The organism is Paenarthrobacter histidinolovorans (assembly GCF_014647595.1).
Taxonomy (GTDB): domain Bacteria; phylum Actinomycetota; class Actinomycetes; order Actinomycetales; family Micrococcaceae; genus Arthrobacter; species Arthrobacter histidinolovorans.
Window position 1 is genome coordinate 99,059 of record NZ_BMPM01000006.1, and the last position, 26,433, is coordinate 125,491.

General features: G+C 64.4%; 25 protein-coding genes, 1 tRNA gene, 1 pseudogene and 1 riboswitch. Of the genes and pseudogenes, 17 read left to right on the top strand and 10 right to left on the bottom strand.

Annotated features, from left to right (window positions below; all coding sequences use genetic code 11):
- Positions 1-14 precede the first annotated feature (14 nt).
- A riboswitch (cyclic di-AMP (ydaO/yuaA leader) is annotated at positions 15-176 on the top strand.
- Between the two features lie 5 nt (positions 177-181).
- From IEY62_RS14815 to IEY62_RS14825, 3 genes are all read left to right on the top strand, one after another.
- Positions 182-1,039 carry an aggregation-promoting factor C-terminal-like domain-containing protein gene (locus tag IEY62_RS14815; protein ID WP_189019162.1) on the top strand — a complete coding sequence of 286 codons (858 nt, stop codon included), beginning with the start codon at positions 182-184 and terminating at the stop codon, positions 1,037-1,039.
- Positions 1,040-1,208: 169 nt separating this feature from the next.
- A complete protein-coding gene (locus tag IEY62_RS14820) occupies positions 1,209-2,270 on the top strand; it encodes a glycosyltransferase (protein WP_189019165.1) in 1,062 nt (353 codons plus the stop codon).
- A 23-nt stretch (positions 2,271-2,293) separates the two neighbouring features.
- Positions 2,294-3,049 (top strand): MerR family transcriptional regulator, encoded by a 756-nt coding sequence (locus tag IEY62_RS14825; RefSeq protein WP_189019166.1) that lies wholly within the window; start codon positions 2,294-2,296, stop codon positions 3,047-3,049.
- A gap of 7 nt (positions 3,050-3,056) precedes the next feature.
- Here IEY62_RS14825 and IEY62_RS14830 read toward each other — a convergent pair whose 3' ends face one another.
- From IEY62_RS14830 to upp, 4 genes are all read right to left on the bottom strand, one after another.
- The gene (locus IEY62_RS14830; RefSeq protein WP_189019168.1) at positions 3,057-4,448 is read right to left on the bottom strand and encodes a pyridoxal phosphate-dependent decarboxylase family protein; all 1,392 of its coding nucleotides are present in this window, start codon (positions 4,446-4,448) and stop codon (positions 3,057-3,059) included.
- Positions 4,449-4,497: 49 nt separating this feature from the next.
- The gene (locus IEY62_RS14835) at positions 4,498-5,187 is read right to left on the bottom strand and encodes an HAD-IA family hydrolase (RefSeq protein WP_189019170.1); all 690 of its coding nucleotides are present in this window, start codon (positions 5,185-5,187) and stop codon (positions 4,498-4,500) included.
- 45 nt (positions 5,188-5,232) lie between these two features.
- Complete coding sequence (locus IEY62_RS14840) at positions 5,233-5,610, bottom strand: VOC family protein (RefSeq protein WP_189019173.1); 378 nt, start codon at positions 5,608-5,610, stop codon at positions 5,233-5,235.
- Positions 5,611-5,806: 196 nt separating this feature from the next.
- Entirely contained in the window at positions 5,807-6,442 is a 636-nt protein-coding gene (gene upp, locus IEY62_RS14845) for a uracil phosphoribosyltransferase (protein WP_026542238.1), read from the bottom strand.
- Between the two features lie 22 nt (positions 6,443-6,464).
- Here upp and IEY62_RS14850 point away from each other — a divergent pair, with 22 nt between their 5' ends.
- Positions 6,465-6,998, top strand: a complete 534-nt coding sequence (locus IEY62_RS14850) for a nucleoside deaminase (protein WP_189019175.1) — start codon at positions 6,465-6,467, stop codon at positions 6,996-6,998.
- Between the two features lie 24 nt (positions 6,999-7,022).
- Positions 7,023-7,403, top strand: coding sequence for a VOC family protein (locus IEY62_RS14855; protein ID WP_189019177.1), 381 nt, complete (start codon positions 7,023-7,025; stop codon positions 7,401-7,403).
- Positions 7,404-7,421: 18 nt separating this feature from the next.
- Here the strand turns inward: IEY62_RS14855 and IEY62_RS14860 are convergent, their stop codons facing one another.
- Genes IEY62_RS14860 through IEY62_RS14875 form a run of 4 tightly spaced genes read right to left on the bottom strand, consistent with a single transcriptional unit; the run spans position 7,422 to position 11,055 of the window.
- Positions 7,422-8,636 carry a DNA glycosylase AlkZ-like family protein gene (locus IEY62_RS14860; protein WP_189019179.1) on the bottom strand — a complete coding sequence of 405 codons (1,215 nt, stop codon included), beginning with the start codon at positions 8,634-8,636 and terminating at the stop codon, positions 7,422-7,424.
- A 19-nt stretch (positions 8,637-8,655) separates the two neighbouring features.
- Positions 8,656-9,651 carry a glycosyltransferase family 4 protein gene (locus IEY62_RS14865; RefSeq protein ID WP_189019181.1) on the bottom strand — a complete coding sequence of 332 codons (996 nt, stop codon included), beginning with the start codon at positions 9,649-9,651 and terminating at the stop codon, positions 8,656-8,658.
- Positions 9,652-10,050 (bottom strand): 6-pyruvoyl trahydropterin synthase family protein, encoded by a 399-nt coding sequence (locus IEY62_RS14870; RefSeq protein ID WP_018777978.1) that lies wholly within the window; start codon positions 10,048-10,050, stop codon positions 9,652-9,654.
- A 3-nt stretch (positions 10,051-10,053) separates the two neighbouring features.
- Positions 10,054-11,055 (bottom strand): zinc-dependent alcohol dehydrogenase, encoded by a 1,002-nt coding sequence (locus tag IEY62_RS14875; RefSeq protein WP_189019184.1) that lies wholly within the window; start codon positions 11,053-11,055, stop codon positions 10,054-10,056.
- Positions 11,056-11,194: 139 nt separating this feature from the next.
- Here IEY62_RS14875 and IEY62_RS14880 point away from each other — a divergent pair.
- The 10 genes from IEY62_RS14880 to IEY62_RS14925 all read left to right on the top strand — a co-directional run bounded on the left by IEY62_RS14880 (position 11,195) and on the right by IEY62_RS14925 (position 22,327).
- Positions 11,195-11,284: transfer RNA gene (locus IEY62_RS14880), tRNA-Ser, on the top strand.
- Positions 11,285-11,417: 133 nt separating this feature from the next.
- Positions 11,418-11,909: a hypothetical protein gene (locus IEY62_RS14885; protein WP_189019186.1), complete on the top strand. Its 492-nt coding sequence runs from the start codon at positions 11,418-11,420 to the stop codon at positions 11,907-11,909.
- 96 nt (positions 11,910-12,005) lie between these two features.
- Positions 12,006-12,617, top strand: a complete 612-nt coding sequence (locus IEY62_RS14890) for an SRPBCC family protein (RefSeq protein ID WP_407671501.1) — start codon at positions 12,006-12,008, stop codon at positions 12,615-12,617.
- Between the two features lie 2 nt (positions 12,618-12,619).
- Positions 12,620-13,027 (top strand): hypothetical protein, encoded by a 408-nt coding sequence (locus tag IEY62_RS14895; protein WP_189019188.1) that lies wholly within the window; start codon positions 12,620-12,622, stop codon positions 13,025-13,027.
- Entirely contained in the window at positions 13,024-14,196 is a 1,173-nt protein-coding gene (locus tag IEY62_RS14900; protein ID WP_189019190.1) for a cation:proton antiporter, read from the top strand. The genes IEY62_RS14895 and IEY62_RS14900 overlap by 4 nt, the downstream gene beginning before the upstream one ends.
- A gap of 47 nt (positions 14,197-14,243) precedes the next feature.
- The gene (locus IEY62_RS14905) at positions 14,244-14,864 is read left to right on the top strand and encodes a hypothetical protein (protein ID WP_189019193.1); all 621 of its coding nucleotides are present in this window, start codon (positions 14,244-14,246) and stop codon (positions 14,862-14,864) included.
- A 108-nt stretch (positions 14,865-14,972) separates the two neighbouring features.
- Positions 14,973-15,710 carry a YcnI family copper-binding membrane protein gene (locus IEY62_RS14910; RefSeq protein ID WP_189019195.1) on the top strand — a complete coding sequence of 246 codons (738 nt, stop codon included), beginning with the start codon at positions 14,973-14,975 and terminating at the stop codon, positions 15,708-15,710.
- A gap of 102 nt (positions 15,711-15,812) precedes the next feature.
- A complete protein-coding gene (locus IEY62_RS14915) occupies positions 15,813-16,460 on the top strand; it encodes a DUF4232 domain-containing protein (protein WP_189019508.1) in 648 nt (215 codons plus the stop codon).
- Between the two features lie 55 nt (positions 16,461-16,515).
- Positions 16,516-21,504, top strand: a complete 4,989-nt coding sequence (locus IEY62_RS14920) for an Lhr family ATP-dependent helicase (RefSeq protein ID WP_189019197.1) — start codon at positions 16,516-16,518, stop codon at positions 21,502-21,504.
- Entirely contained in the window at positions 21,497-22,327 is an 831-nt protein-coding gene (locus IEY62_RS14925) for an Fpg/Nei family DNA glycosylase (protein ID WP_189019199.1), read from the top strand. The genes IEY62_RS14920 and IEY62_RS14925 overlap by 8 nt, the downstream gene beginning before the upstream one ends.
- A 75-nt stretch (positions 22,328-22,402) precedes the next feature.
- On the opposite strand, the pseudogene IEY62_RS14930 reads toward IEY62_RS14925, so the two are convergent.
- Positions 22,403-22,510: pseudogene (locus IEY62_RS14930) on the bottom strand (IS5/IS1182 family transposase); the annotation flags it as partial.
- Positions 22,511-22,669: 159 nt separating this feature from the next.
- Here IEY62_RS14930 and IEY62_RS14935 point away from each other — a divergent pair.
- Positions 22,670-24,043, top strand: a complete 1,374-nt coding sequence (locus IEY62_RS14935) for an amidohydrolase family protein (RefSeq protein WP_189019201.1) — start codon at positions 22,670-22,672, stop codon at positions 24,041-24,043.
- A 174-nt stretch (positions 24,044-24,217) separates the two neighbouring features.
- Here IEY62_RS14935 and yczE read toward each other — a convergent pair whose 3' ends face one another.
- Entirely contained in the window at positions 24,218-24,847 is a 630-nt protein-coding gene (gene yczE / locus IEY62_RS14940) for a membrane protein YczE (protein ID WP_189019204.1), read from the bottom strand.
- Between the two features lie 61 nt (positions 24,848-24,908).
- Between yczE and yczR the strand changes: the two genes are divergently transcribed.
- The gene (gene yczR / locus IEY62_RS14945) at positions 24,909-26,357 is read left to right on the top strand and encodes a MocR-like transcription factor YczR (protein WP_189019206.1); all 1,449 of its coding nucleotides are present in this window, start codon (positions 24,909-24,911) and stop codon (positions 26,355-26,357) included.
- Positions 26,358-26,433: the final 76 nt, after the last annotated feature.

The window sequence follows — 26,433 nt, forward strand, 5'->3', positions numbered from 1 at the left end:
CGCCGAGCTCTGCCACTTCCCGGAGTCCGATCTTTCTCCGAGGCAGAGACGGGGGACCCAGAGTCTCCGGGCCCAGGCTTTTATTGCCGGCCCTTGGGGTGAAGCCGCAGCGTGATGCGCGGCCGGATGACCTCATCCGAACCCGACAGCTAACTCCGCAGGCGCTGAGAGGTAATCACACATGTCTGAATTTAACGATCAGACGCGCCCTTCCGCGCGTCACCGCGACCAGAACGACGCCCCGTTGACCAAGTCGCAGTCCGTCCTCAAGAAAGCTGCCCGCGACGGCAAGTCCGGTGCCCGCATGTCCGTAGTAGCCGGCGTTATCGCCGCTGCACTGGGCGTCGCATCGCTTGGAACCGCCGCCAACGCCGCTCTTACGCTTCCCGAGGCAAGCCGCGTGGCTGAAGCCCGGACCGCTGCCGAGGCCAGCAACAACAAGGCCGCCGAGGAAGCCGCAGCAGCCAAGAAGGCCGCAGCTGAGAAGGCTGCCGCCGAAAAGGCAGCAGCTGATAAAGCCGCAGCAGAAAAGGCTGCAGCCGACAAAGCCGCCGCCGATAAAGCAGCTGCCGATGCCGCCGCCGCCGCACAGGCAGCAGCCGACCAGGCCGCAGCAGAAAAGGCTGCAGCCGAGAAGGCCGCCGCTGACGCTGCCGCAAAGCAGGCAGCCGACGCCGCTGCTGCCGCCGCCGCCGAAGCTGCAGCCGCCGCAGCTGCACCCAAGGCCGTGGACGACCCCGCTGCTGCCAAGGCCTACGCCGCCAGCATCCTGGGCAGCTACGGCTGGAGCGCCGCTGAAATGACAGCCCTGAACACTCTGTGGGAGAAGGAATCCAACTGGAAGACCACTGCCACCAACGCGTCCAGCGGCGCCTACGGCATTGTCCAGTCCCTGCCTGCGTCCAAGATGGCATCTGCCGGCGCTGACTGGCAGACCAACTACCAGACCCAGATCAAGTGGGGCCTGGACTACATCAAGGAACGCTACGGATCCCCGTCGGCAGCCCTGGCCTTCCACCTGGCCAACAACTGGTACTAAACCAGACGGCTCGATGGCCGCTCCGGTTTCCGCCGTTCGCATCAGTTCCACTGGTGCAAACAGCGGAACCGGGGCGGCTTTTGCCGTTTCACAGCTGCACCCACGGCTTCACAGTAGGGTCACAGCTTCCACTTAAAGCCCTCATAACCGGGTCCTTCATTCTGGATCCATGACCATTACGGATCCCAGAACGGTAGTCCAGCACCGGCAGCCTTTGCTTGCGGACGCCCCTGCGCTGGTCCCCGTCCTGGACCTCACCATCCCCGTCTACAACGACGAAGCCCGGCTCGAGGCAAGCCTCCGCCGGTTGCACAGCCATCTCATGGAGTCGCTGCCGCACGCGTTCCGGATCACCATCGCGGACAACGCCAGCACCGACGCTACGCTCCGGATTGCCGAGCGGCTGGCACGGGAACTCCCTGAACTGTGGGTGGTCCGGTTCCAGGACAGAGGCCGTGGGAATGCGCTCCGCCAGGTCTGGCAAACCTCGCCGTCGCCAATTCTGGCCTACATGGAAGCAGACCTGCCCGCGGACCTATCCGCCCTGGCTCCCCTTCTGGCACCACTGTTCTCCGGACACTCGGACGTAGCTGTCGGCACCCGCCTCGCCCCGGCATCGCACTCAAACCTGAGCCCACTGCGCCAGTTCATTTCGCGCAGCTACAACGCCCTGCTGCGGACCCTCATGGGCGCCCACGTCTCCGATGCCCAGTGCGCTTTCAAAGCCATCCGCGCGGACGCCGCACGCAAGCTCCTCCCCTACATCAAAGACGACCGCTGGTTCTTTGACACGGAACTCATGATCGACGCTGAACTGTGCGGTTTGCGCGTCCATGAAGTCCCCGTTGACTGGACTGACGATCCCAACTCAAGCGTCGACGTCGTACGAACCGCCTTTGCCGATCTGCGGGGCGTGGCGCGGCTGATGCGCGACCTCGCCGGCGGGCGGGTCCCCGTCCGCAAGCTTCGGACGGAACTCGGTGCGGCGGCGGCCACCGGAAGCGGCATTCCCGGCAGGGTGCTTCGGGCCCTGGGGTGGGCTGCGGTCTGCGTCGCGGCTTTCTTGCTGTGGTGCAATCTCCTCGGCGCATTCCCGGCTGCCTTGACCGCGCTGGTCCTGACGGCGTTGGCTGCCCGTGTGGCCGGAGGGTTTCGCACTCTCCTTCACGGGCAGAACTCCGTCCACCGTCCCCACAACAATGAGCTGCCACAGCACTTGCACCTGACGTGACGTGAGGATCTAGCGTTGTACGCATGACGGGAGATACAGGGCGGCAGTGGAGTGTGGGCGAACTCGCCAGGGCCTGCGGCGTCAGCGTGCGGACGCTGCACCACTACGACGGGATCGGCCTGCTCTCCGCCAGCGGCCGCACCGCATCCGGTCACCGGCGCTACGGGGAAGACGACCTTCGCAGGCTGTACCGGATCAGGGCGCTCCACATGCTGGGGATTCCGTTGGCCGCCATCCCGGATGTCCTGGCGGCCTCCGGTGACGATGACCTGCAGTCCATGCGTACCCTCTTGTACGAGCAGCTCCGACAGGTCCAACAACACGCCCGGCACGTCCAGGCCCTGCAAGAGCGGCTCATCACTCTGGTCAGCCGCCTTGATACTCCCTCCATGCCAACGCCTGAACAATTCATGTCGACTTTGGAGATGATCACCGTGTACGAAAAGCACTTCACCGACGAACAACGGCAGCAACTCGCTGACAAGCGCCAGGAACTGGGTGCCGAAAGGGTCGAGGACGCCAAACAGAAATGGGCCGCCCTGGTTGAGCAAGGACTGGCCCATGTTCGTGCCGGGACGCCTGTCACCGACCCTGCCGTGCGGGAATGGGTGGACTCATGGGATGGAATAGGCAACATGTTCCATTCAGCCGAGGACACCAAGGCAGCAGCCCGGGCCGCCTGGCAGGAGAACAGCCAGCAAATCACTGCAGACCTGCCGTGGAGTTCCGAAGACCTGGCAGGACTCATGGGTTACCTGGCAAAGGCGAGGGCGCAGTAAGGACCGGCTACTCTTCCGGTTCCGCCTCCACGGCACCACGGACGGCTGCCACGGACGCTGCAACGTCGCCGGCGTCCGTGGTCCAGTTGCTCACCGAGATCCTGAGGATCTCGCGGCCACGCCAGGAAGATCCGGACATCCACACCGCACCTTCGGCCATGAGCCGCTGCGTGATCCTGTGGGTGCGGTTGTCGCTGCCGAAGCTCACGGAAACCTGGGTGAACACCACATCATTGAGAATTACAACCCCCGGGATCCCAGCGAGACCATCAGCCAAAGCGCGGGCATTGGCCGCGAGCCGCTCCACCATGGCAATCACACCGTTCCGGCCCAATTGCCGCAGGGCCGCCCAGACCGGGATGCCGCGAGCCCGGCGGGACATCTCAGGAACCTTCTCCAACGGATCTCCCAAGCCTGTTTCCGTAGCGATCAGATAGCTGGTGTGGACGCTGAAAGCGCGGCGAAGGGATTCCGGCCTGGAGACGATCGCCAGGCCGCAGTCATAAGGGACGTTCAAGGTTTTATGGGCGTCCGTCGCCCAGGAATCGGCCTCCTCGACGCCGGCCAGCCTGGGCCTCAGGGCCGGACTCACCGCAGCCCACAACCCAAATGCCCCATCAACATGGACCCACGCCCCGCGGTCATGCGCCACGGCGATGGCTTCTTCCATGGGGTCGAAAGCGCCGGAGTGCAGGTTGCCTGCCTGCAGGCAGACCAACGAAGGGCCGGGCTGCTCATCCATGGCTGCTGCCAACGCTTCGGGAATTATCCGGCCTTGCCGGTCCGCGTCAACAGGGACACAGGCGCCCAACCCCAAGTAACGAAGCGCCAGGTCCACTGCGGCATGGCGTTCCCTGCCTGCAAAAGTTGTAATGCGTGGCCCACCGTTCAGTCCCAACGATTCCAGGTCCCAGCCTGCCTCATCCATCAGATACTGGCGACCAGCTGCCAGGCCTACGAAGTTCGCGGTGGTGGCACCGGTGGTGAATCCGACGTCGGCCGTTGCAGGAAGGTGGAGAAGGTCCAGCAGCCAGGCAGCCGCGGATTCCTCAATGGCAGCTGCCGCTGGCGTGGCGAAGCGGAGCCCGGTGTTTTGGTCCCACGCCGAAACGAGCCAATCGGCGGCCATGGCGGCGGGCAAGGTCCCACCCATGACCCATCCGAAGAACCGGCCTGACTGAATGGCCATGAGGCCCGGCTCAGCCAAGGCGGCGAGTTCGTCCACAACCTCGGCGGCATCAGTGGCCTCATCAGGGAGCCGCGGCAGGATGCTTTTGGCCACCTGGTCGGCGTCGGACGAAGGGCGGACAGGGCGGGTAGGCACTGAGGTGAGCCAGGCACCGGCGTGGACCATGGCCCGTTCCAATGCAGCACCGTAAGCCTCCGGCATCGCAGACATGCGCACAGCCTACGCCCGGTTCGCGGGCTGGAACAGTACGGGATGAAAGCTAGAGGGTCAGCGTCAGGAGGTGGCCGCCGTCGGCGTTCTTCACAGCCGTGACCGTCACGGCTGAGTAGTCCGCGATCTGCCACATGCCCTCCTCAAGGTGGACACCGGCGTCGCCCACCACAACCGTCCGCATGCCTGCAGCGCGCGCCGCAGCTACGCCTGCCGGCGCATCTTCGAAAACCACGACGTCGGCAGGATCGGCTCCCAGCAACCCCGCCGCTTTGAGGTATCCCTCCGGATGCGGCTTGCCCCGGGTGACGGACTCGGCTGTGACGGTGGTGGACGGCATGGTCAGCCCGGCGGCCTGCATGCGGATCTCTGCCAGGATGCGGTCTGCGGAGGTAACCAAAGCAATGGCCTCATCAGGCAGCCCCGCCAACAGGGCTTCGGCGCCGGGAAGCGCGATGACGCCATCCGTCCGTGAGCGCTCCATCTCACCGAGCTCGGCGGTCAGAGCTTCCAGATCAGCGCCCGCCGGCGCATAACGGCGAACGGTATCGCCGGCCTGGACGCCGTGGGAAGTGCGGAGGATTTCGTTGTAATCCAAACCGTAGCGTTCGGCGAACTCCAGCCACACCTGTTCCACGATGGCCGTGGAATCGACCAGGGTGCCGTCCATGTCGAAGAGGACGGCACGGACGGTGAGTACTGGCGGTTCGATGGAAGCTTGGGCGGCAGGATGGCTCATGGTTCCATCCTGCCGCACCCGCGGGATGTGGTGCAGCTGTGTGACTCAGCCGTTGGGACGCTGAGGCAAGTACTGCAGCGCCCACTTGTTGCCGTCCGGGTCCGCGAAGTACACGAAGTGGCCCCAATCCTGGATGTCGACGTCACTGACGTCCACGCCGTTGGCCTTGAGCTGCTCGTGCGCTCTGTTGATGTCGCTGACCACCACCTGCAGGTTCGGGGCAGTGCCTGGAGGGGCATCGCTGAGCCCTTCACCAATGGCGATGGAGCAGGCGGAACCAGGCGGAGTCAGTTGCACGAAGCGGATGCCGTCCATGGGACGCTCGTCAAAGTCGGCGTTGAAACCGACCTTGTTGACGTAGAAATCCTTCGCGCGGTCAACGTCGGACACAGGGACAAATACCAGTTCAAGTTTCCAGTCCATTCGCCACAGGCTAACGGGGCGGACCGGAAACCGGTAGGGGCAATCGTTCCGCGCGGTCCTGAACGTTCCTTCCCGGTTGCTTCCGGCTTTCACCCGTCCAGCCGGCGCGGTTCCGCCGAGTAGCCGGTATTCCGGCCCAATGGCAGAGGTCCACGCACAACAAAGTGGGAAGGAACGTCGTGAAGGGGGTTTCCCTTTAGCCTGCCACGCCGTAGAGGCGGTCGCCGGCGTCGCCCAGGCCGGGAACGATGTAGGACTTTTCGTTGAGTTTCTCGTCGATCGAGGCCAGCACAATGTTCACGTTGGCGTCCGAAAGCTCTTCTTCCAGCTTGGCCAGTCCTTCCGGAGCAGCCAGCAGGCAGATGCAGGTGACGTCGGAGGCGCCGCGCTTGAAGAGGAACTTGATGGCCTCGCGCAGGGTGCCGCCGGTGGCGAGCATGGGGTCAAGGACGAAGATCTGGCGGCCGGTGAGGTCCTCGGGGAGGCGCTCGGCGTAGGTGATGATGTCCAGGGTTTCTTCGTCGCGGGCCATGCCCAGGAAGCCGACCTCGGCGGTGGGGACCAGCTTGGTCATGCCCTCCAGCATGCCCAGGCCCGCACGCAGGATGGGGACCACCAGCGGAGTGGGTTTGGTGAAAGCCGTACCGATGGTCTTGGTGACCGGGGTCTCGATCTCGACCGGCTGCGTCTTGACCTCGCGGGTGGCTTCATAAGCCAGGAGGGTGACGAGTTCTTCAGTGAGTTGCCGGAAGACCGGTGAAGGGGTGTTCTTGTCCCGCAGAACGGTGAGCTTGTGAGCGACCAGCGGGTGGTCCACGACGAGTGTGCGCATCCCCCAAAACTATCATTGAGACATGAGCGCCACCGAGCCGTATCACGCAGATCACCTGGCCTGGATGGGCCTTGCCCTGGAGGAAGCACGGCTGGCGTTGAAAACGGACGACGTGCCGATCGGCGCAGTGGTGTTGGGGCCCGACGGCGGCGTGCTGGGTTCCGGACGCAACGAACGGGAAGCGCATGGGGATCCAACCGCCCATGCGGAGGTGGTGGCGATCCGCCAGGCGGCCGCCTCACTGCGGCAACGTGCCCTGGATTCAGGCTCGGACGACGACGGTTGGCGGCTCGAGGACTGCACGTTGGTGGTCACTCTGGAGCCGTGCGCCATGTGTGCCGGGGCGATTGTCCTGGCCCGTATTCCCCGCGTCGTTTTTGGCGCGTGGGACGAGAAAGCGGGAGCGGTGGGATCTGTATTCGATATCCTCCGCGAGCGCCGTCTCAATCACTGGGTGGAGGTTTACGCAGGGGTCAGGGAGGACGAGTGCTCAGCGCTCCTGAAGGACTTCTTCGCCTCGCACCGCGCCCCGGCAGTGGAGCACCGCCCAGCCTGATCCCTTCCTTCATGGGAGCAAGCCATGACAGTTTCTTTCAATCACACCATCGTCCATGCCAGGAACAACCAGGCTTCAGCGGAGTTTATGGCCCGTATTTTTGGGCTTCCCGCGCCGCAGGCCATGTGGTCGTTCGTCACCGTTTCCCTCGATAACGGCGTCACGCTGGACTTCATGGAGGCCCCGGGCGAAATCGCCCCGCAGCACTACGCCTTCCTGGTCAGCGAAGAGGAATTCGACCAGATCTTCCTTAGGATCACCGCCGGGCAGGTGCCCTATTGGGCCGATCCTGCCCGCTCCCGGGCACAGCAGATCAACCATAACGACGGTGGCCGTGGCATTTACTTCGCCGATCCCGACGGACATTTCCTGGAGGCCATCACCAGACCATACGGTTCGGGCTGACGGGGTTCGTCCCTGGCGTCAGCGTCCGGCCGCCTCGTCCAATGCGTCAATCCGGATTTGGCGTGATGCCGGTGAATCCAGGCTGAACGACCGGAAGTCACCGAGCTCGTCCCGGATCCACGCCTCAATCTCGGCGATCCGTGTGGTGACCGCTGACGTGGGCTTGGCAAATGTCCAGGCAACGATCCGCTCCTTGCCGGGGTCGTACTGCCATAGCCCGATGATCCTTCCCCGGTCCAGGATCGGATGGTCCGGCAGGTCGGCCTGAAGTGCCAGCGTGGTGTCCAGGACCTTCTTCCCCTTGTCCTCATCAGCAAACATATCCGCCGAATTGCGCCTGTGGAGGACCAGTGAATCCGTGCCTGCCAACAGCTGGATCTGCTCGTCACCGGGCTCTTGGAAGTCCGCCAAACGTTCGACGTCGGCGGGCAGCATCCAGAGCACGTCGCCACTGGCCGTGGGCACCTCCACGGCGCCCAGGGTGGCGAGCGCTGCCTGGCTTTGGGCCACGGTGAATGCGGTGAACCACTGGGTCTGCTTGAGCGTTGCTCCCCCAGTCCAGCGCAAGTAGCGTTCCAGCAGCAGCCGGCGGGCGCCGTCGTCGTCGAGGCCGCTGGGCGCAAGGTCCCAAGCGGTGTAGGCGTAACGCTGCTGGTCGAGGCGGCCGTTGACCGGGACGCGGCGAATGCGGCCGTCCGCCTGGAGCAGTCCCAAGGCCGTCGGAAGCGTAGTGGAAGCGCCCTTCTTCTTGCCTTCCTCACCCAAGCTGCGGACCGAATCGCCCAGCACGTCCCGGAGTTGTTTGGGGTCCATGGGGCCGCCGGCTTCCTTGAGTGCGTGCTCCACCTCGTCCTCAAGGAGGGTGATCTCGCCGCGTTCCACGCCGAGCCTCGCCAGGACTTTGAAGGGGGCAATCGCTGCGTCGCGGCCTATCTGGAGGGCCCATGCATAGTCGGCCTGGCCCAGGACATAGGTGCAGCCGCGGGCGGTGGGGAGTTCGTGGATTCTGAGGGCTTTGGCGTCGCTGTCCGCTTGTTCGCGGCTGATTCCTGCCCGGGCGAAGAGCGTGAGATAAGGGTTGGCGCCACCTACCGAGCGGGCCCACCCTGCGTGGTCCAGGACTTCCGCTGATGTCTTGCCGGTCAGTGAGCCGTCGAGGCCTTGCTTGTGCCACGCCCAGGCCCTGAGACGTTCGGGGGTCAGAATGGCGGATGCCGGTGCGGTGCTGGTCATGGCCCCATTCTGCACCCGGTTATCCCGGCAGGCCGGTCATTGCTTTCAGAACAATGCCCGCTGTGGTCTCCCAGCCGGGGAGGTGTTCGCGGGCTTGGAGGGCGTTGCTGCGCCAGCGCTTTTGGAGTGCCGCGTCCGTGAGCCAGCTTCGGATAACTTCCGCGAGTGCTTCCGCGGGATCCCACACCGCGCCCGGGTCACTTTCGCCCAGGGCTTCTACCGCGCCGGTCCCCTGCCGGACGATCACCGGAACTCCGTGAGCCAACGACTCCCCTACCACCAGACCATAGGCCTCCGATGTGGAAATCAGGACGCTGAGGTTTGCTGTGTGCCACTGCTCTTCCAGAGCATCGCCGGTCAGCTCGCCAGTGACGCTGATGCGGTTCTGGAGGCCGTGACGTTCGACGGCGGCCCTCACCTCGGCCGCGTACGCCGGGTCTGCGTCCATGGTCCCTATCAGGGCAGCAGTCCACGGAAGGTCCCTGACCTGGCTGAGGGCTTCCAGCAAGAGAGTCTGATTCTTGTTCGGCAGGAGGGCCGCGACGGCGAGGATGTGCGGGGGCACTGATCCTTCGGCGATCTGCGCACGATCCACGCCGGGGCGGGCCACGTGGATGGTCAGCGATCCGTGTTTGGCCTTCAATTCAGCTGCGGAGTGGGCGCTCGGGCAGATGACCGCGGTGGCGGACGCCAACGCACTCGCCTCAAGATCCTGATGATCCGCCAATGCCATGTGCGAGATGATCCAGACCTTGGTTCCGGCCTGCACCGCGGCGGCGATTTCTTCCGGCGCCCCGCTCGCCACCAGGCCGTCGGCAATCACGGTAGTGCCGCCGTCGAGCGCTTGCGCCAAACGTTGGCGGTCCGCCGGGCTGCCAACCGGCCAATCGCCGTCGACGGTCAGTGTCTCAACCGTGGCGCCGAGGGCCGTCAGGTGTTCGGCGAGTTTGGCGTTGTATTTGTTGCCGCCGGAGCCGTGCCTGACGTTCCCCGGGACCAGGAAGCGGATGTGCACTTACTTGGCCGGAAGCTCCAGCGAATAGCCCGCCCAGGCGTCGGGGTTTTCGCGAAGGACGACGTCGATGCCGGCGAGGGCGGGGCCGTCTTCGGTGTCCTGGATCCGGGTGGCCATGGCGTCTGCGATGTGCTTTGCGAGTGCCTCTGTGGTGGAGAGTTTGCCCTTGAAAGCGGGGTGTTCGTCGAGGTTCTTGTAGTTCAGGTCCTCGAGGATTTCCTCGAGGATGCCGCCGGCGGCTCCGATGTCGAGGACGATTGCGTCGTCGTTGAGATTCTGGCGACGGAAGCTGACTTCGGCAACGAACGTTGCACCGTGGAGGCCCTGCGCGGGGCCGAAGGCTTCACGGGGAAGGCTGTGGGCGATCATGAAATGGCGTCGGACGGTCAGGCTGAACATGTCTTAATCCTCCGGGTTTGGGTACGCGACCACATGGCAGAAACCGCCGGGCCGTTCGAATAGGTTGACGAGTGTAGTGGGCAGGTTTTGGAACTGGCATTCGCTGGTCAGAAACGTGTCGAACAGCGGATCTTTGAGCTGGTTTACTGCTTCCTGCAGCCGCTGGGCGTTGGTACGCCGGTGCCTCCTGGGCAGCGCAACGGCGCCCACCTGGCTGGAGCGGATGTTCAGCCGGCGGGCGTGGAAGTCCTCGCCAAGGGGCAGGGTGACTTCCTTGTCCGCGAACCAGGAAAGCTCGATGACGTCCGAATCATCACCGGCCAGTTGCAGGCTCAGCTTCAGGCCGTCGTTGGAGGCGGAGCAGTGGAAGACGATGTCGTTGTCGTTTGCCGCGTCGTCGGGTTCGGCGAATTCGATGCCTAGCTTTTCGGCGAGTTGCCGCTTCTCCGGGTCGGCATCCACCAATTGGAGCCGCCCGAGCGGGTACTTCCGCAGGAGCGTCGCCAGGACGCCGCCCACCAGTCCACCACCGACGACGGCGACCCGGTCTCCCAGCCTCGGTCCGGCTTCCCAGAGGGCATTGATGGCTACCTCGACGATGCCCGTAAGTACGGCGCGGCGGGCCGGGACGTCCTCCGGGATTGCGGTGAGCTGGCTCGTGGGGAGCACGTAAAAGTCCTGGTGCGGGTGGAGGCTGAAGACCGTTTTCCCGCGCCATTCGTCCGGGCCATCTTCGACAGTGCCGACGCTCAGGTATCCGTACTTCACCGGGCCGGGGAAGCCCCCTTCCTGGTGCGGGGCCTGCATCAGATCGGCAACCCGCTCCGGGACACGGCCTTCATGGACCACACGTTCGGTTCCGCGGCTGACGCCGGAGTAGAGGGTCCTGACCAGTGCTTCATCTTCTTGCAGTGGCGGCAGGGATTCAGGGCGCAGTTCGCCATCGCCTGACTTGGTGACCCAGTAGGCGTGGGCTTCGTGCACGTGATCGCGAGGAATAGTCATGATGCTTACGAATCTATCCGTGGGTCGCTTCGGATGGAAGTTGGCCCCGTTTCGTGGTGGGCTTTGGGCGGTTGTGCCCGCGGCTCCGAGCGGGCACGTTTTGGGGAACCGGGCCCAACTCCGGTACCCTATTTCAGTTGGTGACGTGTCCGAGCGGCCGAAGGTGCAACACTCGAAATGTTGTTTGGTGTAAAAGCCAACGTGGGTTCAAATCCCACCGTCACCGCCAATGAGAACCCCCGGGAAACCGGGGGTTTTCTGCATTCTCAGCGCCTTTGTGGTGTATTTTTTCGAGCAGTGGTCATCCACCAATAGGCCGTTTCGGAAAGGCCACCGCCGCCATCCAAATAGGGGGAATCCACATGCGTCGACGCATCGTGTTGGCCTCATTGGCCGTCATCTGCGCGGGAATGGCAACATCCTGCGCCGGCTCTGCTCCTCTTCAGTTGGATGCCGGCACAACCACGGTCGAGTACAGCTTCCGTGACAGCTCCGTCCCGCCTCAGTACCACCGCAGCTACGTGATCAAAGCTTCGAAAAACGACGCCTCCATCACCGTTGACTCATATGGCGACGTGCTGGCCCAGGAAACAATTGTCATGCCGGCCGATACGTGGACCAAGGTCTTGGAGTCGGCAAAAACCTTGCCCGCCCGTGCCGGCAAGATCAGCGAACCCAAGCCCGGTTGCACGGGAGGCACGGGTTCGAAGATCACCATCCGGGATGGCGGTGCGGAGCGCTACTCCAAGTCGGCTGAAAACTGCGGTGGCCGATCCGACCAACCTCTGACCGAGACCGCGGGCCCCCTTGAAGCCCTGTTCGACATGGACGAACTGCTGAAAACCGGCAAATAACGCGTCGAGGGGCAAGGTTTCGGCACTTTCGCGAAGGCAAAGAGCCGGGATCTAACCCTTCGCCGCAGCCAGGAGTAGATTTAGGCCGGATGCCGCATGGCACCCTCGGAACCATCACGGACCGTGGAGGCGGCAATGGCCAGGTCGGCACAACAAACAGGCAAAAGCACCGACTACGAATTCGTCACCGTCTGGCGCGTGGCGGGGACGCGTGAGGAAGTGGTTGATGTCCTGGGAGATGCCGGGACACTGAAACAGTGGTGGCCATCGGTCTACCTGGACGTTACGAGAGTATCCCCGGGCGGCCCCGAGAGAGTGGGCGCTTCTTTCGATCTCCACACCAAAGGCTGGCTCCCCTACACCTTGCGCTGGCGGCTCACTGTCACGGAACCGGTGACCCTGGATGGCTTCGCACTCACAGCCAAAGGCGACCTCAACGGTACGGGACGCTGGACTTTCACAACGGATGGCCCCGAAACAGTCATCACCTACGACTGGCGGGTCAACACCGCCAAACCTCTCCTGCGCAGACTGAGTTGGCTCCTCAAACCAGCGTTCTCGGCGAACCACCACTGGGCCATGGCCCAAGGTGAGGAAAGCCTTAAACTTGAGCTCCGCCGTCGTAGGTCCGGTTCGGCGGGCAGCGTACCGGCGCCGCCGGGTCCAACCTTCACTGCGCGGCGCAAACTTACGCAGGAAGGACGCTGAACATGCCGGAGGCCTCCAAGAACAGTGTCCTGTGGCTCCCGGAACCGGAGGAACAGGACTACCCGGCCGCAGCGGACTACTTGTCCTTTCTGGGTTCCGACCATGCCGTGAACCAACTGGTGAAGGCCCTGCGAAACGCCAGGATTGTCCATAGGAAAGCAAAAGACATCCTCCGCGCATCCCGGCTGGCCCTGCTTCCGGAGGACAACGCACACGTGGCGTCTGACCTGCGCAAGATCAGGAGCGGCAAACGGCTTTCACCTGTGCTCGTGGTGCGCGGGGACCTGGCCCGTGGAATCCCGGCCCAGGTAGTCGATGGGTACCACCGCGTCTGCGCCAGCTACTACACGGACGAGAACACCGATATCCCGCTCAAATTGGCGGACCTCCCGCCCGGGCAAAGCAGGTGACCTTCCTTCAGCTCTCCCTGATCTCGGCAGTGGCCCTCCTGGGGCCACTGCTTGCGTTGCCCCGGAAATGGCATCTGCCCGTTGTCCTGGGCCAACTGCTGGCCGGCATCGTGATTGGCCGGACGGGACTCCATGCGGTGGACCCTGGGGACCCTGCCTTTACTTTGATGGCCGATGTCGGCTTCGCGCTGATCATGTTCGTTGCAGGCACGCACGTCCCAGTGCGGGACAAAGCGATCCGGGCAGCCCTGGGAGGCGGCGCAGCCCGGGCCGGGGCCGCGGCGGTACTGGCCGTCGGGACGGGTTTGGGGATTGCTGCCGTTTTCGGGACAGGCCACGCGCCCATGTACATCGTGCTGCTGGCCTCGTCGTCGGCTGCCTTGGTGCTGCCGATCGTCGATTCCTTGGGACTGCGCGGATCCAAGGTACTGACCATGACCGCCCAGGTAGCGATAGCCGACATAGCCTGCATCGTGGCACTCCCGCTGGCGGTTGATCCGCCCAACGCGGGCCGCGCAGCTCTGGGGGCGGCCGCGGTAGCGGTCAGCGCGGTGCTTCTGTTCTTCATCCTCCGGGCCTTGGAACGCCGCGGCACACGCGGCCGCCTGCACGACGTTTCCGAAGACAGGAAGTTCGCGCTGGAATTACGGATCCAACTGGCCTTGTTGTTTGCCTTGGCAGGTTTGGCCGTTCTGGGGCACGTCTCCGTGATGCTGGCCGGGTTCTCCTTTGGCCTTGTCGTGGCAGCTGTGGGTGAACCCCGGCGGCTCGCCCATCAGCTTTTCGCGGTGAGTGACGGTTTCCTGGGACCGGTCTTCTTCGTCTGGCTCGGCGCTTCCTTGAACCTGAACGACCTCGGATCGAACCCCCAAATGATTCTCCTGGGCCTCTGCCTTGGCGCGGGTACCCTCTTGGTTCACGCCGCCATGCGTGTCCTCGGCCAGCCCCTGCCGCTGGCCGTCCTCTCGGCATCCCAACTGGGCGTGCCCGTGGCCGCCGTGACCATCGGCGAACAATTGCACCTGCTCCAACCCGGCGAAGGCGCGGCGATGGTCTTAGGTGCTCTCATCACCATTGCAGCCAGCGCCATCGCGGGGCGGACCGCCGCGGCCACACAAGAGGCCGCGGCGAACCCATCCGGGGCCAGACCTGCACCGAACTCCCGATAGAATCAAGACGCCGACGAACAGCCAACGCAAGAAGAAAGGGAGGACCCGTGCGCACTTCACAGCCCCGGGCACCCTTCCATGCCTTGCGGTCAGGAGCCATCGCGCTGGTCATTGTCGTTCTGGCCGCCGGAGCGCACGTGATCGGCGGCGGATCGCTACCCATGGCACCAGTCCTTTTGGCGCTCGTCGCGCTGACGGCGCTGGCAACCACGTTGGCAACCCGGTTCAAGCTGAACGCCGTCACCATGGCAGCGCTCCTGGGCTCGGGACAATTGGCACTCCACGAGGCCTTCACTGCCTTGGGGCCGGTTGCCGCCGGCACGCAGGGAACCGCCCACCACCTGGGCAGCGAACCGTTGAACCCTGCGCTGAACACCGTCAGTGAACACACTCACCAGCTTGGCACCACCTTTGGGGCCCTGATGCTGATCGCCCACGTCGTAGCCACCCTGGGGTCGGCCCTCGTCCTGGCCAAGGGCGAGGATGCGCTGTGGCAGCTTGCCGCGTGGCTCCGACCATTGGTTTCCCTTCCAACGCTTCTGTTCAGGCCCGACGCCGGCGCGTCACCTGTCGCAGTTGGCGCACCCGAGGTTTTCATCCCCCGCCCCTGGCGGAACCTGAGGCAAGACAGCCGCCGCGGCCCGCCCGCCGTCGTCGTACTTAGCTAGTTCCGCCCGGCACCAAAGCTGCAAAGCCAGTAATAGCCTTTGCAAGGTGACGGGCTCCCAAACCCGTACCCCAGCGCCCCTCATTTTGGCGCCCCGAAAGGCAACCCCATGAACAAGTCCTCGCTCCGTCGTACCCTGTCCGCTACCGCCGTTGCTGGCGGAACCGCTGCCCTGATGATGGCCGGGATCGCAGGCGCATCGGCCCACGTCGGCGTAGATCCGAACAAGACCGCAGCAAACTCCTACGCACTGTTGACGTTCAGCGTCCCCCACGGCTGCGGCACGTCCGGCACCACCAAGATTGCCATCAGCCTCCCCGAGGAACTGACCGACGCAACCCCCACCGTGAACCCGAACTGGAACGTGGAGAAGGTGACAGAAAACCTGGCTGAGCCCAAGAAGCTGGACGATGGCACGTCCATCACCAAGCGGACCAGCCAGATCGTTTACACGGCCAAGGCGCCACTGGATCCGCACATGCGCGATGCCCTGGTCCTCTCGGTCAAACTGCCGGACGCAGCGGGCAAGACCATCTACTTCCCCACGTACCAGACCTGCGAAACAGGCAAGACGGACTGGATCGAGATCCCCAAGGACGGCCAGAGCGAGGATGACCTGAAGTCGCCCGCACCGGCCATCGCCATCACCCCGGCGGATGCTGCGGGAGACCACCACGCTGCCGCCAGCGTGTCCACCGAGCAAGCCTCCTCGGTAAACGACGACGGGTCACAGGCCCGGAGCTGGGCCGGCCTGATCGCCGGCATCGCGGGCCTTGGGCTCGGCGGCGCGGCGTTCTTCCGCAGCCGCTCGGCCAAGCCCGCCGCCGTGAAGGCAGACGCCAAGTAATCAGCGCAGGTGGCGCCCGGAAGATCACGATCCGGGCGCCAATCCGCGCTGTAACCCGTGGCTGAATTGACTAGTGCCACCCCCGAAGCAAGGCTGGTGCCCATGTGGACTCAGCGCATCAAAACCGGTCTTGTGACGACGACGGCGGCCGCCTCGCTGCTGCTTCTTGCGGCTTGTGGACCAAGCCCCAGCCCGGCGGAATCGAGCAGTGCCCCGCCAAGTTCTTCCACTCCCTCGGCATCGTCAACATCGGCCTCCCCCTCGGCGACGGCCACCACGACGCCCTCGCAGTCCCCCACTCCCACAACCACCTCCGCGCCACCGGCAGCTGTTGGCCAGTGCAAGGCGTCGAGCCTGACCGCTGCCACCGATTCCACTGGTGGCGGAGCAGCCGGCAGTGTCTACGAGAAGCTGATCCTGACCAACTCCGGAACGGCCCCGTGCATTGTTGAGGGTTTCGCCGGGGTGTCCCTGACGGCAGATGCCAACGGTGAACCGATCGGTGAACCGGCGACCCGTGAAACCACCACCCCGGTCACCAAGATTGAGCTTGCCCCGGGCAAGTCCGCGTGGGCTGAGATCCGGTACACGCAGGCAGGCAATTACGGCGACTGCACCAAGGTCCCCGCGGCCGGGCTTCGCATCTACCCGCCAAATGACACTGCCTCACTGTTCGTCGCCGAACAGCACGATGCGTGCAGCAACGCCGGCATCAAGCTGCTGACCATCACTGCATTCCAGGCTGTTTGACCAGTCCCCCACGGTTCCGTCTTATTCTGTCGGAGCCGTGGGGCATGATGGATGAATGCAGGAGCCGCAGACGTCCGTTGGCGCCATCAGCCGTTTCAGCCAGGCAACCAGGGAATGGTTCCTCGGCGCTTTTTCCGAGCCCACGCCTGCTCAGGACGGCGCTTGGAACGCGATCTCCTCGGGTTCCCATGCCCTGGTCGTAGCGCCTACGGGGTCCGGCAAAACACTGGCTGCCTTCCTTTGGGCTTTGGACAGGCTGCACTCCACGCCCCGTGACACGTTGCCGGGGCTTGAGACCCTGCCAGCGAACGGCAAGGGACGAGCAAAGCGCCCCAAAACCAAAACACGCGTCCTCTATATCTCACCGCTCAAAGCATTGGGTGTGGACGTTGAACGAAACCTCAGGTCACCGCTGATCGGGATCACCCAGACAGCCAAGCGTTTGGGCTTGCCGGCACCTTTGGTGACTGTCGGAGTCCGTTCGGGAGATACGACGGCGGCGGATCGCCGAACGCTGTTGACCAACCCGCCCGATATCCTCATCACCACCCCGGAATCCTTGTTCCTTATGCTGACGTCCCGTGCGCGGGAAACCCTCAGCGAAGTGGACACCATCATCATCGACGAAGTGCACGCCGTTGCGGGCACCAAGCGTGGTGCGCACTTGGCCGTCTCCCTTGAGCGCTTGGATGCGCTCCTGCCGAAACCTGCCCAGCGGATCGGACTCTCGGCCACGGTCCAGCCCCGCGAGTTGGTGGCCCAGTTCCTCGCGGGTCAAGCTCCCGTCGAAATCGTCGCTCCACCGTCCAAGAAGAACTGGAACCTCACGGTCACGGTACCTGTGGAGGACATGTCAGACCTGCAGGGTGCGGCAGGGGCCTTCGATTCCGGCCCGGCGTCCGGGCTGCAACCACAGGCGTCCATCTGGCCGCATGTGGAGGAGCAGATCGTGGATCTGGTTCTGTCCAAGCAGTCCACCATTGTCTTTGCGAACTCGCGGCGCCTTTCGGAGCGCCTGACCGCCCGCTTGAACGAGATCTATGCCGAGCGTCAATTGATGGCAGCGGGCGGCGGGGAGTGGGCAGCCCCCGAATCGAACGTGGGCGATCCCACCCCGGCCCTTCCCTCCTCCACAGCAACGCCCGCGCACATGATGGCCCAAGCCGGCAGTACCACCGGCGCAGATCCTGTGCTTGCCCGAGCGCACCACGGATCGGTGTCCAAAGACCAGCGCGCCATGATCGAAGACGACCTCAAATCCGGCAGGCTGCGTTGCGTCGTTGCCACGTCCTCCTTGGAACTGGGCATCGACATGGGCGCCGTGGACCTGGTGATCCAGGTGGAGTCGCCGCCTTCAGTAGCCAGCGGTCTGCAGCGCGTGGGACGTGCCGGACACCAAGTGGGCGAGATCTCCGAGGGCGTGCTGTTCCCCAAGCACCGGGCTGACCTCCTGCACACCAGCGTCACCGTTGAGCGAATGCTCAGTGGCCAGATCGAGCGGCTGAGCATACCCACCAACCCGCTGGACATCCTGGCCCAGCAGACGGTCGCGGCCACGGCGTTGGGAAGTATCGACGTCGAGGAGTGGTTCAGTACGGTGCGTCGATCGGCTCCGTTCGCGAGCCTTCCCCGCTCTGCGTTCGAGGCCACCCTGGACCTGTTGGCTGGACGATACCCCTCCGATGAATTCGCTGAACTCCGTCCACGCATCATTTGGGACCGGCACGCAGGCACCATCGAAGGCAGGCCGGGTGCGCAACGGCTGGCGGTCACTTCCGGCGGCACCATCCCGGACCGTGGTTTGTTCGGCGTCTACATCATCGGCACCGAAGTTGAAGGCTCGTCCTCCCCGGCCAGTTCGGACGGCAGTGAACCAACAGCCTCTGCCCGCGCCGCGAAGGGCGGACGCCGGGTGGGCGAGCTCGACGAAGAAATGGTCTACGAGTCCCGGGTGGGCGACGTCTTTGCCCTCGGAGCCACCAGCTGGAAAATCGAGGACATCACCCACGATCGCGTGTTGGTCTCCCCCGCTTTCGGCCAGCCCGGCAAACTCCCGTTCTGGAAGGGTGATTCCCTGGGACGTCCTGTTGATCTTGGCAGGGCGTTGGGGGCCTTCATCCGGGAACTCTCCGCTGCGGATGAAGCTCCCGCCATGGAACGCTGCCAAGCCAGCGGCCTGGACGCCTTCGCCGCAAGCAACCTGATCCAATACCTCAGGGAACAAAAGGAAGCCACCGAGATTGTCCCCAGTGACCGGACCTTGGTGGTGGAGCGTTTCCACGACGAACTCGGCGACTGGCGGGTAGTCCTCCACAGTCCCTTCGGCATGCCGGTCCATGCTCCGTGGGCACTCGCCGTCGGGCAACGCCTGCAGCAACGCTACGGTCTGGACGGTTCAGCCATGGCCGCTGACGACGGGATTGTGCTGCGCGTACCCATGATGGAGGACGAACCACCCGGAGCTGAGCTGTTCCTCTTCGACCCCGAAGAACTCGAACAGATTGTCACGGCAGAGGTCGGCGGCAGCGCACTGTTCGCTTCCAGGTTCCGCGAATGCGCAGCCAGGGCCCTGCTCCTCCCGCGGCAGAATCCTGCAAAACGGCAACCCCTGTGGCAACAACGCCAGCGTTCGGCGCAGCTGCTGGATGTCGCCAAAAAGTACCCTTCCTTCCCCATCGTGCTCGAAGCCGTCCGGGAGTGCCTTCAAGATGTTTACGATCTCCCCGCGCTGAAGGACATCGCCGCGTCCGTGGAGCGCCGTGAGCTCCGGATTGTGGAAACCACCACCCAGCAGCCCTCGCCCTTCGCCAAGTCCTTACTGTTCGGTTACGTGGCCCAGTTCCTGTATGAGGGCGACTCGCCCCTGGCCGAACGCCGCGCAGCTGCCCTGGCCCTGGACTCCACACTGCTCAACGAACTCCTGGGCAGGGTGGAACTTCGCGAGCTTCTGGACGCAGCCGTCATCGACTCCACCGAAATGGAGTTGCAGCGGCTCGCGCCGGACCGCCGGGTGCGTGGGATGGAAGGCATCGCTGATCTTCTGCGTCTACTCGGCCCGCTCAGCGTCGACGAGGTAGCCGAACGGCTTCAAGGGATGGAACAGCCGGAGCCTGCCCTGCAGCCCGAAACGCTGGACCAGCCACTGGACCCTGAGGATCCGGACCACGTGGAGGAAAGGCCTCCGGCCGCGCCGCACGGCACAGAGTCCGACGCCGAATCACACCTTGCTGCACTGCAGAAAGCCAACCGCGCACTCAAAGTGACAATCGGCGGCGTCGAGCGTTTTGCTGCCATTGAAGACGCGGCGCGGCTCCGCGATGCCATCGGTGTTCCGCTGCCAATGGGAGTACCGCTTGCTTTCATTGAGCCCGTCCATGATCCCCTGGGTGACCTCGTTTCCCGGTACGCCCGGACCCATGGACCGTTTACCGCGGCCGAGGCGGCAACCCGTTTGGGACTCGGCGTGGCTGTGGTCAATACGGCCCTGAAGCGACTGGCCGGAGACGGCCGCGTGGTGGAAGGAGAGTTCCGCCCCCACGCTGTGGCTGAGCAGCCCACAGAAGCGGTTGAACCGGAACTCATGAGCCTGGACGCCCCGCCGTCCAGCGAGTGGTGCGATGCCGAGGTTTTGCGGAAGCTCCGGCGTCGTTCGCTTGCCGCGCTTCGGGCAGAAGTGGAGCCCGTCGATACTGCCGCTTATGGCAGGTTCCTCCCCGCCTGGCAAAACGTGACCGCGCCGGGTAAGCCCAGAAGCCAAGCACTGCGGGGACTCGATGGCATCATCACGGCAGTGGACCAACTGTCCGGAGTTCCCATCCCGGCCTCCGCGTGGGAACCACTGGTGCTCGCAAGCCGTGTGGCGGACTACAAGCCAGCAATGTTGGACGAACTCATGGCTGCCGGCGAACTCCTTTGGTCCGGGGCCGGGTCCTTACCCGGCAACGACGGCTGGATCAGCCTGCACGTGGCCGATTCCGCCGAACTGACTCTCAACCCGGATCCGGAGTTCGAACCCGGCGATGCCCAGCAGAGGCTCCTCGAGCACTTCAGCGCAGGGGGTGGCTATTTCTTCCGGCAACTTACGGAAGTGGCAGGCGGCATGGACGCGGTCCTCAGCGACGACGCCGTCGTCACCGCATTGTGGGATCTGGTGTGGGCCGGACGCGTCACCGGCGATACCTTCGCCCCCGTCCGGGCCATGATCTCGGGCGGCAAGACAGCCCACCGGCAGGTTGCCAAGGCCCCCAGGGCCAGGGCTCCGCGGATGAGCAGGCTCGGCCGCTCGCATGGAACCGGCTTGCTGGGATCGCCTGGCCTCACCGGCGGGCGGTACGGCTCGGTGGGCGGCGGCATTGCACCGGCGCCGCCGTCGGCAGTAGGCCGCTGGTCTGCTTTGCCTGCGCCCGAACTGGACCCCACCATCCATGCCCGGGGCACGGCTGAGCTTCTGCTGGACCGCTACGGTGTGGTGACCCGCGGTTCGGTCATGGCGGAGAACATCATCGGCGGCTTCGGCCTCATGTACAAAGTCCTGGCCCGGCTCGAAGAAGCCGGTCGATGCCGCCGCGGCTACTTCATCGAGCACCTTGGGGCGGCCCAGTTCGCCGTCCCGGCAACAGTGGACCGACTGAGATCCTTCACCGAAGACGCCCGCATCGCCAAGGCGGAACCCGTCGCGCTTGCACTCGCCGCCACGGATCCGGCCAACCCGTACGGCGCGGCGCTGCCCTGGCCTGCGCTGTCCGTCGACGCCGGTTCCGGTCACCGACCGGGGCGCAAAGCCGGAGCGTTGGTGGTGATGGTCGACGGCGCACTGGTCCTTTACGTCGAACGCGGCGGTAAGACGCTGCTTACCTTCAACCAGGACGACGCCACACTGACAGTAGCGGCGCAGGCGCTGGTGGACGTGGTGCGTCGCGGAGCCGTAGACAAGCTCTTCATGGAGAAGGTCAACGGCCACGATCTCCTGGAAACTCCCATCGCCGTTGCCCTCGCGGCCGCGGGGGCCTACTCCACTCCGAAAGGACTAAGAATCCGTGCCTGAAGGCGATTCCATCTGGCGGGCAGCTCATCGCCTGAACGAGGCCTTGGCGGGGCAGGTCATCACAGCTTCCGACTTCCGCGTCCCTCGTTTCGCCACCCTCAACCTGGCCGGTTGGACCATGACCGAGGTGGTCCCCAAGGGCAAGCACTTGCTCATGCGCCTGGCCGGCCCTGTTGACGAAGATCCAGGTGCCAGCAGGAAACCCCGGGCACTGACCATCCACTCCCACCTCAAAATGGAGGGCAACTGGATGATCTATCCGCCAGGTGGTCGTTGGACCAAACCCGGCCACACGGCAAGGTGCGTGCTCCGCACATCCGTAGCCGACGCCGTCGGATTCTCGCTGGGCATTCTCGAGGTAGTGCCCACAGCGGAGGAAGCGAAGATCGTGGGACATCTGGGGCCGGACCTCCTGGGGCCCGATTGGGACGAAGAGGAAGCCCTGCGCAGGCTCAGGGCCGAGCCTGACGTCACCGTCGGTTTCGCCCTGTTGGACCAGCGGAAACTGGCAGGTATCGGCAACATCTATCGCTGTGAAGCCTGCTACCTTTCGGGCATCCATCCGGCCCTGCCAGTCGGCGAAGTCCCGGATCTGGCCAAGACGGTCAACGATGCCAAACGCCTTCTCGGCGAGAACCTTGGGCCTGGCCGCCGGTCTACCCTGGGCCCACGCGCCTTGCGTCCCGGTTACTGGGTTTATGGCCGTGAACGCCAACCCTGCAGGCGCTGCGGCGCCACGATCCGTCGAGGCCTGCTGGCAGGACCGGACGGGACCGAGGAACGCGACATCTACTTTTGCCCGCGCTGCCAGCCGGCTCCCTAGGGCGCGTCTCCTAAGTTTTCAGCCAGATGCTGATCGCCCGGCGGACTGCTCCTCCGCGATGGGTGGGGGCGGGTTTCGTCGTTTCCGATGGCCGATTTGATCGGACGGTTCCGGGATGACGGCCACAATGCCGCCGTCGCGCCGGTGACTCCTGACTGCCCTGGATGAGTATGCCTTGTCACCACGGCCCGGATTCGCTATTGACTCCAGTCGGGCACTAACTTAGCCTGAAGCGCATATCTATATTTGAGTCCATATATGTACTTTAATACAGATTCCAATCATCACTGGCACAGGCTCGGCATTCTGCAGGAGCCCCACGTAGGAGGATGCGCATCAATCATGGCAACTGTTATCGAGAACGGACTCATACTTTCAATGCGCGCTGGCGCCGAGCCGGAAATTGGCTCCATACTGATCGGAGATGACGGACGGATCGTCGCTGTCGGCGCCGAAGTGTCACCGCCTCCAGGCGCTGTCATCATTGATGCGGAACGCTGCATCGTCATGCCCGGCATGATCGACGCGCATCGTCATAGTTGGTTGTCCAGCACCCGGACTTCGGCATCCGGTTGGACCTCGTACAACTTCTTGAAGCACATTCGCGGCAAAGCGATGCAGGACTACCGGCCGAAGGACCTGTACATCTCAGCCCTTGTCGGCATGCTCGACGCCCTCGAAGGCGGGGTAACGACGGTTCTTGACTACGCCCACTGCTTGAATTCGCCGGAGCACGTCGACGCCAACATGGAAGCGTTGGAGCACTCGGGAGGCCGTGCTGTCTACGGAATCGGTTTCAATGAAGTACCTGGTAAGCGAGGAGGATTCCGCTCGCTCGAGGAGCGCTTCGACAACCTCCGGAACATGGTTGCGAAAGGAAGCAGCAACGAGCTCGTGACGCTCTGGACCAGCGCGTCGGACCTTCCTTTTGAAGGCGCGCAGACCTTGGTGGAGCAAGTGCGCGCTTCACGAGCGCTTGGAGTGCCGATCACCCTGCACGGCTGTGTGGTTCAGCTGCCGAATCTGCCAACCGAGGTGGAGGCGCTCAATGCCGAAGGTCTGCTCGGTCCGGACATCCTGTGGGCTCACATGGGGTTGGCGACAGACGAGGAATTGAAGCTTGTCCTGGACAGCGGCGGCAAGATCGTGTCGTTGCCGGCCGCCGAGATGCTCGGCGCCTTCATCCCCCCGGTTATCGCACGCTGGTCCGCGCTGGGCGGTCGTCCCGCCATCGGGGTCACGATGGTCACCGGGGCGCCACGCGATCTGTTCACCACGATGTTCGCCGGTATGGTTTCCTATCGCCTGGACCACCCCGATACAGTCCCCGATGATCCGGGAACATTCGAGGTCGGGATGAGGGAAGCTGTGGAGTGGGCCACCATCAATGGGGCAGAGGCCGTGGGGCTGGCTGATCGGATCGGATCACTCGAGCCCGGCAAGGATGCCGACATCATTATTTTGCGTCCAGGTCTGGTCGCCGAGCCTGTCATCAATCCTTGGGGAACTGTTGTCAGCCAACTCGGCACCGGCAACGTCCACACCGTACTCGTCAAGGGCAAGGTCGTGAAACGGGATGGCAAACTTCTGGCCGACACGTCGCGGATCGCCACCGACTTCCGGTCAACCATGGATCACCTGGCGCACGCGAACCCGGTATTGCGGGGGCCATGGGTAACCGGCAGCGGCTGCGGCTGCAATGAGTGCTCCAGCTAGAAGACAATAGCCGCCGGAGCACGCGAAGGTGCGCGCCGCCGTCGGACGTTCCACCACGCCAACGCCACCACTTCTGGTTGGCGGCGTTGGCGCCTGAATACCCCGAGCCTCTGATATTTCCCTGCGTCGTTACTGGCAGTCGGGCCTCTCGATGGGAGCCATCAAGGACTAGCCTCAAGCAGCGGGCGCGGCCTCCACGGCTTCCGTGGGGGCCGTTGCCTTTGACCGTTCCGGGACCATGAACTTCGGCAGCAGAACCTGCACGATCGGCCCGATTGCCAAGGCGTAGACCACGGTCCCCACGCCGACGGAGCCGCCCAGCAGGAAGCCGACTGCCAGAACCACTACCTCGATGCCGGTGCGGACCAGTCGCACGGACCACCCGGTGCGCCGGACGAGACCTGTCATGAGCCCATCACGCGCGCCGGGACCCAAGCGGGCTCCGATGTAGCAGGCGGAGGCGATGCCATTGAGGATCACGGCACCAGCCAGCATGGCGATCTGTCCGCCGAGGTGTGTCACGTCCGGTATGAGCCACAGACCGAGATCTGCGAAGAGGCCCACCAGAACCGCGTTGGCGATGGTCCCGATGCCAGGCATCTGCCGCAGCGGGATCCACAGCAGAAGGACCAGGAAGCTGACCGCGATCACAACAACGCCCATGCTGAAGCCGGTCTTTTCCGACAGGCCCTGGTGGAATACGTCCCAGGGGTCCAGGCCCAAGCCGGCCCGGATGAACACGGCCAGCGAGATGCCGTACATTGCCAGGCCGATCAGGAGTTGTGTGATTCTTCGGGTCATCATGAGATCCATCATCCAAGAGAACTGGCCTTGTATTCCATAGCCAGTTTGGAATACTGGTCTGATGGCACCCTCGCTGAATCCCACCGCACTCCTTCGCCTCCTCGGCTCTTGGAACACCGGCGCCCTGCCCGCCTACCGTGAGCTTGCCGACGTCGTGCGTCTATTGGTGATGGATGGCCGAATTCCGTTGGACGTCGCGCTGCCCAGCGAGCGGGCGCTGGCCCAGTCGCTGGGCGTCAGCCGCACGACAGTGACGGCCGCGTATGCGAGTCTTCGCGAACAAGGATTTCTGACCGCCGGCCAGGGCAGCCGGGGGCGGACCTGCATCCCGCATCGCTCCGTACCGGCGAGCATGCCGGGGCTTGCCGCGCCGGAAGGGCTCCTGGATTTGGCCTATGCGTCCTTGCCTGCGGCAGGAGAAGCAGTCCACCGCGCGTTCGCGGACGCGCTGACCGAACTCCCCGCCCTCCTGCCGGGCTTCGGTTACGACGCCATGGGCGTAGCAGCCCTGCGCGAAGCGATCGCGGACAAATACACGGCGGACGGCGTACCCACCGCTCCCAGCCAGATCCTGGTCACGTCCGGAGCGCAGCATGCTCTCAACATTGTGTTGCGCACCCTGGCGGGAAAGCAGGACCGGGTGATGGTGGAACACCCCACCTATCCCAACGCGTTGGATGCCATCCGCGCCGCCGGATGCAGGGTCCTTCCGGTGGCCTTGCCGGCGGGCACCTCACCGGCCTGGGACATCGACGCGATGGTGACGGCCATGAGCCAGCAACGACCCGCAATGGCGTACTTGGTGCCGGATTTTCATAACCCGACGGGGCGCATCATGTCTGATCTGCAGCGACGGCGACTCGCCCGCGCGGCCGCGTCAGCCGGGACGGTACTGGTAGTGGATGAGACGCTGCGCGGCTTGAATCTCGACGGCGTCCGCACAGCTCCGATGTCGGCTTTCAGTCCCGCTGTGGTTTCCATCGGCTCGCTGAGCAAGTCGCATTGGGCGGGCCTGAGGACCGGCTGGATCCGGGCAGACGAGGACCTGGTTACCCGATTCATAGCGGCCCGTACCGTCATGGACCTGGGTGGCCCCGTGGTTGAGCAACTGGCGGCGGCGCGCCTGATCAGGTCGTTTTCCGATCCCCTGGACGCCCGCCTTGAGGAGCTTCGCCACAACAGGGAGTCCCTGCTGCGCCTCTTGGAGCAGCATTTGCCGGAGTGGGAGGTGGAGATGCCCAAGGGCGGGCTGACGGTTTGGTGCCGGCTGCCAAGCCCGTGCAGCACAGCCCTTACAGTGTTGGCGCCCGACTTTGGTGTGCGGTTGGCCGCCGGTCCGCGCTTCGGCGTCGGCGGGGCTTTTGAGCACTACCTGCGCGTCCCGTTCACTTTGCCGCCGGAGCAACTGGACGTTGCTGTGCGGGCCCTGCGCACCGCGCAGTACAAGCTCGACACGTCCCCGCAACTGCGCCGGACCCTCAAACCCGAGCGGCCGGCCGCCGTCGCCTAATACCGCAAGTACCCCGGCTCCCTGTTCAGCAACAGATCACGCGCTCGCCCAATCGTGCCCAGACGATCGCCATGCA